Annotated in this window: 7 protein-coding genes and 1 pseudogene; all 8 read right to left on the bottom strand. The window is 40.6% G+C overall.

Annotated elements, in window-relative coordinates:
• Positions 1 to 704: pseudogene (locus EDC41_RS12960) on the bottom strand (hypothetical protein); the annotation flags it as partial.
• A 72-nt stretch (positions 705 to 776) separates the two neighbouring features.
• Positions 777 to 1,397: a baseplate wedge 1 family protein gene (locus EDC41_RS12955; protein WP_006252064.1), complete on the bottom strand. Its 621-nt coding sequence runs from the start codon at positions 1,395 to 1,397 to the stop codon at positions 777 to 779.
• Positions 1,394 to 2,590, bottom strand: coding sequence for a baseplate J/gp47 family protein (locus tag EDC41_RS12950; protein ID WP_040080782.1), 1,197 nt, complete (start codon positions 2,588 to 2,590; stop codon positions 1,394 to 1,396). The genes EDC41_RS12955 and EDC41_RS12950 overlap by 4 nt, the downstream gene beginning before the upstream one ends.
• Positions 2,587 to 2,937 carry a contractile injection system sheath initiator gene (locus EDC41_RS12945; protein WP_006252062.1) on the bottom strand — a complete coding sequence of 117 codons (351 nt, stop codon included), beginning with the start codon at positions 2,935 to 2,937 and terminating at the stop codon, positions 2,587 to 2,589. Before EDC41_RS12945 ends, EDC41_RS12950 begins: the two co-directional genes overlap by 4 nt.
• Before the next feature lie 3 nt (positions 2,938 to 2,940).
• Positions 2,941 to 3,603, bottom strand: a complete 663-nt coding sequence (locus EDC41_RS12940) for a Gp138 family membrane-puncturing spike protein (RefSeq protein WP_006252669.1) — start codon at positions 3,601 to 3,603, stop codon at positions 2,941 to 2,943.
• On the bottom strand, positions 3,593 to 4,480 hold the full coding sequence (locus EDC41_RS12935) for a baseplate hub protein (RefSeq protein WP_115262413.1): 888 nt from the start codon (positions 4,478 to 4,480) through the stop codon (positions 3,593 to 3,595). The genes EDC41_RS12940 and EDC41_RS12935 overlap by 11 nt, the downstream gene beginning before the upstream one ends.
• Positions 4,480 to 4,776, bottom strand: a complete 297-nt coding sequence (locus EDC41_RS12930; RefSeq protein ID WP_132303704.1) for a phage baseplate plug family protein — start codon at positions 4,774 to 4,776, stop codon at positions 4,480 to 4,482. The genes EDC41_RS12935 and EDC41_RS12930 overlap by 1 nt, the downstream gene beginning before the upstream one ends.
• Before the next feature lie 2 nt (positions 4,777 to 4,778).
• A complete protein-coding gene (locus EDC41_RS12925; RefSeq protein WP_020824103.1) occupies positions 4,779 to 5,486 on the bottom strand; it encodes a phage baseplate protein in 708 nt (235 codons plus the stop codon).
• Between the last annotated feature and the right edge of the window lie 324 nt (positions 5,487 to 5,810).

Below are 5,810 nucleotides of genomic sequence, written 5' to 3'. Positions count from 1 at the left end.
AAGCGCTTGATGGCATCGTTATTCACGCTGTCTAAGCTGACTCCAAAGTCAAAGATATTGAGTGTTGAATAAACTCGTTTCCATCGTTTGCCACCAGCCGTCACAATCACCGTGCCGGCATTGTCTGCGGTTGTGGTATCCGCAAAATCAGCATAAAACTCTCCACCGCCTAAATTTTTCCCAGCGTAGTAGGATTTAACCAAAATGCGTTGTTGGTCTTCTGTTGGCTCGATGGTGCGTAATTGAGCAATAGATTCACATTGACCGATGAACTTAAATCCGTCAGGAGAATTAAGTAAATCCTGAGTAGAAATGCAATCCCACTTCCCGAAGTAATTTTCGGAATTGAAATCAGTTGTATTGTTGTCTATCAAGCTAATAAATAGCTTTCCTTTATCATTGCTAATTAATAGTGAACCTTTTGGATATCCTCCTATAGCATTACAAAAGTCCATTTCAAATGGATAAAGGCAACCTTTATTAAGGTGGACAATATGTGTCGATAACTCATATAACACTCCGTTCATATCCTTACCCGAAGGTGCTTTTCCTCCTTCATGAATAGGCTTCATAGTTACATCCGGGAAACCATCTTCGTAAGTCGCCGTGGCGGATGTAACTCCTGAACCTTCTCGATTCAGTGGTATTTCATTTTTTAATCCCTTTTCAGCCCAAGGATGCGTGAGTAGCTTTAAGTTTTCCATGATTTCTCCAACAAAAAACCGTTTATGGAATAAGAACCATAAACGGTTAAGTTAATGAATAATTTAATTTGTTTAGTTTTTATCGCCAATATAAAAAGCAGCTTGCCCGAATGGAGCTAACTCATTTTCATTAAATCCCCAAGTATATAATTGCTCTGGCTCATAAAAGTCACAAAGCACACCGGTTGGACGAGGTAGTAATGTCATAACTATTGCCTTTTCTACATCCAGCAGTTTGAATTCAAAAACATACCTAGCCGTCATTGTTCCCGACTTAACAAAGTAAGCTCGACCTCTTTCTTTAAATAGTATCTGCAGGATCTTATTGATATTCGGTGCTGTTGCATACACAATATTCGTCATTGCTTTAACAAAAAGCATTGACTTATACATTGCATCATTCATCCTGTAGCTAGTTGGGTTAACTTTATCCTTTAGCTCAGTCGAGGCTATACTGGAACCTTGAAAGGTAGTTTGGTCATTAATTTCTACAAAACGAGATAACCCAAGCACCACTCCCCAAAAGTCAAGTCCAACACCTTCAGCAGTATCAATGTCCCAATAAATATTATAGAACTGCCTGAAGCAATCTTTTGTCTCAAGATATTCATCAGCAAATTGAATGATACGGTTCATAATTGGACTGTTTGCATACTGACTAATGATTGTTTTTTGTAGATGAGGTTTATTCATTCTTCCACCAAAATTATATTTTCCGAAAAAAGAATGGGGTATTGATCTATCCCCAGCTGAACCTTATTCTCAAAATTAACACCATCACTACTTACTTCAACATCAAGCAAGTAATCCTTAGGAAAAGATTTAATGATCGAAGAAACGTAATTCATTGCATAAAAAATTCTACCAATCTTGCGATGAGAAGATTGATCAAATTGCATTTTAATTGCTTCTTTCATCTCATTGAGATAATCGCCAACCAGCCCAGACTTAATTTTTACCCTAAAGAAAATTGGCGTATCCAAAGGTCTCATGAAATTGATGTAATATGTTGGCTTAGGAGTAACGTAAGTATCATCAGTGACTACTATTTCAGTATTACCATTAAAGTCACATCCATTACCAGAATATAACCATATCATTTTTGCAATATCTAAATCATTTCCTCCTCTTACAGCAACATAAACACTATGAGGTTTTATAGGATATCCAGTTGCTCCATGTTTTACTGTTTTGTTTGTAGGATTATCAATAACATAGCAATCAATCACTCCTTCTAATTTCATTACATTAGCATGCACAGCAGATGGCATACCTTGAGCATTAATAGCTACGCTTTCTCTATATCGTTCCGCAAAATCCTGTCTGCTTTCCCGTTCTGTACCAACAACCGCATCTTGTGGGTTGGTAACACGGTCTAGCCCGATAATCGATTGATGAATTTTTGTGATCGTATTAGCTTTTGCACCATAAACACCGTTAGCAATAACACGTCCTTCCACAGTGCCGTTTTCTAATATGCTGATCTCTTCATCTAATATCCATTCATTATTGGTGGTATCTTTGATAACTAACCCTTTTGGAATAGTTACACCCGGTAAACCAACAAATTGACAGGTGGCAAAAGAGTTCACTCGCCCTTTTCGTTTTACGAAATAAATTTTAGCGATAGCATCTTGCATAATGCCGTCGGAATAAGTCGGATCAAGATTATTCACTAGCCACGCAATTTGATTATTTTTATCAGCAATAATCGCAGCTATCGAGCTGGCAAGTTGTCCCTGTGGTGTTTCTAAGTTTTGGCTTAGTCCACCACCAAATGCCGCATTAAAGTCCGCCAGCACACCGTTTAGAATTTCTTGTTCGCTCGGTAAAATTAAGCCTTGCGGTGTAAACTGAATTGATGGCACATTCGTCTGTATCGTCATAGTTTCACGCTCATCTGTCTATTTTGTTCATCGGTAAAAGTCACAGAGCCGGTCACTTCCCGACTGGCTCCGCTTTCAATATTTGCTTTGGCAGAAACCACTCCTTTAACTCTGAGGGCTGCTTGCTCTAAGCGATATTGATATAATGCTAGAGATTGCTTCTTCCCAAGTGTTTCATCAAAATAAGGAATCCCTTTCTCCGTGTCATAATACAACTCGCCTTTAAACAGCTTTATGGCACTTGCCACATCTTGAGCTTTAGCATAAGGATCTTTTGCATAAGCGATATTCCCCTCATCATCAAGGCATAAATCCCACCTTTGCGGGTGTAAAAATAACGTTGTCATACATTACCCCGTTTTCCGGTCAGGTTGTGGCCCACCATTGTGCGTGTGCGTATCATAAACCTGTCGCATATTTTTCATTGATTTACCTCCTGATTTGGCATTATCGGTAATATCTCCGGCAGCGTTTACTGTTGAGGTAGTTTCAACAGGGGCATCTAATTTGATTGATGTGCCTTTTAGCAAAATTTCACCGGTAGAAACCAACTCAATGCCCGAATCTTTGAAAAAGAGATATTGGCTCGGCACACCGTTAAGAAAACCGCCAAAATACAAGCCATCTGCATAATCAAATTTTCGTCTGCTTTGTGGGGTCGAGGGGGCTTTGTTCACTTTCACTGAGGAAATATCACGACTGCAAAAACCACACATTCCAATATCGCCTACTTCCGGATCGATAATAACCGCATTGCTGCCACCCTGAAGTCTAAAATAAGGGATATTGTGGATTACACCGTGTGCATACGCTTTGCCACTACCGTCGAGTTGTGCCACCATTGGTTGCACATCTACCGTGCCGACCGGTCCGATGCCGGTTGCATTTACCGCAATCACTTGCACTAATGTCACTGTTTGAATTCGATTCACAATGCCGGAAATAATAAATTCAAATTCGCCTGTGCCACCTAAAACTTGATCGGGCTTTAGTAAACCTAAATTATTTGACAATTTTCACACCTCCGGGGTAAATGGCATCGACTTCTGATAACCAACGCCCTCCTGATACTTCACTTTCTAAATAATGGCTTAATCCAACAACCAGCCATTTGCCATTACAAATTTCAACTAAACTGTCTTTAATTTCCACAAGCCCTTGGAAGCGTATAACAGGATCAAATAAACATTGAAACCTTGTGCCGGTAATGGTTGGGGTTGGATATCCAATTAATCCGCTACTCGGCGAAATAACGGGAACTAAAATATCTCTTGCTTGACCTTGCGGCGTGATAGCAATCGTATTAAATTCCACGACCGCTTTTGCATTGATGGCATCACATAATTTAAAAACTTGATCTAAAGCGGTTTCAGGCAAGTAAGGGTTGCTCACTTTCTCTGTTACACCATTATTCTCAAATCGCATACTCATTTTTTGGCAAATTTGAGCGACCGCTGAAGCCACATCAACTTCACCGTTAAAACTTAATGGCGGAACCGGTCTAATTTTGTGTTGTAAAGCTGATGTACTATCAATCGTTAAGATCACCTCAGGGCTTGAACCATAATTCGGATAGGCATATTGAATAACGCCCTCATAAACCAATATATAGCTTTCTCCCCCATCTTGGCTTGCCTCTACTCTGACGTAATTCAGCTTAGCGTCATCAGTATTCCAGCGGATTTTCGCCAATTTATTCATTACCTTTTGACCAAGCCCGTATATCATTAGCTTTGCACTCGGCATTGGTGCACCGTGTCCGCTTTGGATTGTGACACTCGCCCTCAATCCCTTAACAATCACCGTATTATTTTCATCTTTGTCAAAATGCGGATCTTGCTGTCCAAGCACAAAAGAAAACTTCAGCTTTTTCTTGGTAAAACTTGACATTACGCCCCCCAAAACAAGCGGTATCTTTTGCCTAATTCTTTGCAATGCGGAGCTTGCCGCCCTTGCATATCTTTAAAAAACAAAACGCCTTTCATCGGCAGGTAACCTACATCAATTAAAGGCGTTAAATCTTGACAAATTCGGTTATGCACCACCGCTACACCGTTGCATTTTATGCTGATATAAAGCTGTTCTTCCAAACGGGTATGCAAGGTGATTTCGAGTTCTTGTCCCTCAATTTGGCAGCGTACTCGTTGATTTGCCACCGCTTTAAGTGGAATATGATATAAGTCCAAAATCAACCTCCCATTCCAACGGCGTTCATCAAGCCATCTTTCAGTTTATCAATAACTGCACCGGCCCCCTCGGTTTTTAATGTTTCTTTCATATCACCGATCTCTTGTCCTATATCAAAAAGGACTGAAGTATTGCCGGCTTCAGTATTTACTTTCTCTGGCGTTACATTCCCTTGCTCTTGCACAGCTTCTGCCGATTCTGCTTTAGTTTTCGTGTATTCCACCTCTACCTCTCGAATTTCCTGCAGGTGTAAATTTACTTTAATCAACCTTGCACCGTCTCCGGCTTCACGCACATAGTCATAACCAACGATATTGCAGTTCGGGTAAATAGCTTCAGGAGTGATCACCATAAATAAATCAGTGCTGTTGGCAAAGGCATCGACAAGGGCTAAAAATGCCCCTCGTTCTTTCACACCGCCACTGCCTTTTGTCATTACTACATTCACGGTATAAGGCTCGATCACTTTGTTGTAAGCGGCAAATGAGCCTTTTTCGAGTGGTGCGGTAGAAATCTTTGAACGGCTCTGATATTTCACCGATTTCACATTATCCGCAAGTAAAAGAGGAATGCCGTTTTGATCGAACACTCCCCAATAATTGCCAAATAATAAATTGATACCCAACGCACCACCGAATTTTATTGCCGCATCGCCGATATTTTTCGGTAACCCCGGCACACTCGGTATGCCGACAGAACTCCAAGTCATATTTTCTCCAAAAAAATAACCGCTTGCGGAACAAGCGGTTGGGTTAATTAACGTTGAGCTGTACAAATTTTTCCGTCGCAGTCATTGCCTAACTCTAAGTAGTCAGCAGAGATAGCAAAGGCGGTTAAAAATAGAATGATTTTTGCGTATTTCATCGTCTGTTTCTCTGAATTTGGGTGTAAGAAACCCCTGCCGAATTTCCGTAGAAATAGCAGTCAGGGGGGCTTTTGGGATTACTCCACAATCATTTCGCTAAAAATCCGCATTAGGCTTTTCCATTGGTCTTGCGGTAGGAAATGGTTCGAGATTTCAGAGAGCGACAAA

The organism is Mannheimia haemolytica (genome assembly GCF_004342115.1).
Classification (GTDB): domain Bacteria; phylum Pseudomonadota; class Gammaproteobacteria; order Enterobacterales; family Pasteurellaceae; genus Mannheimia; species Mannheimia haemolytica.
This window is presented reverse-complemented; position numbering and strand designations above follow the sequence as displayed.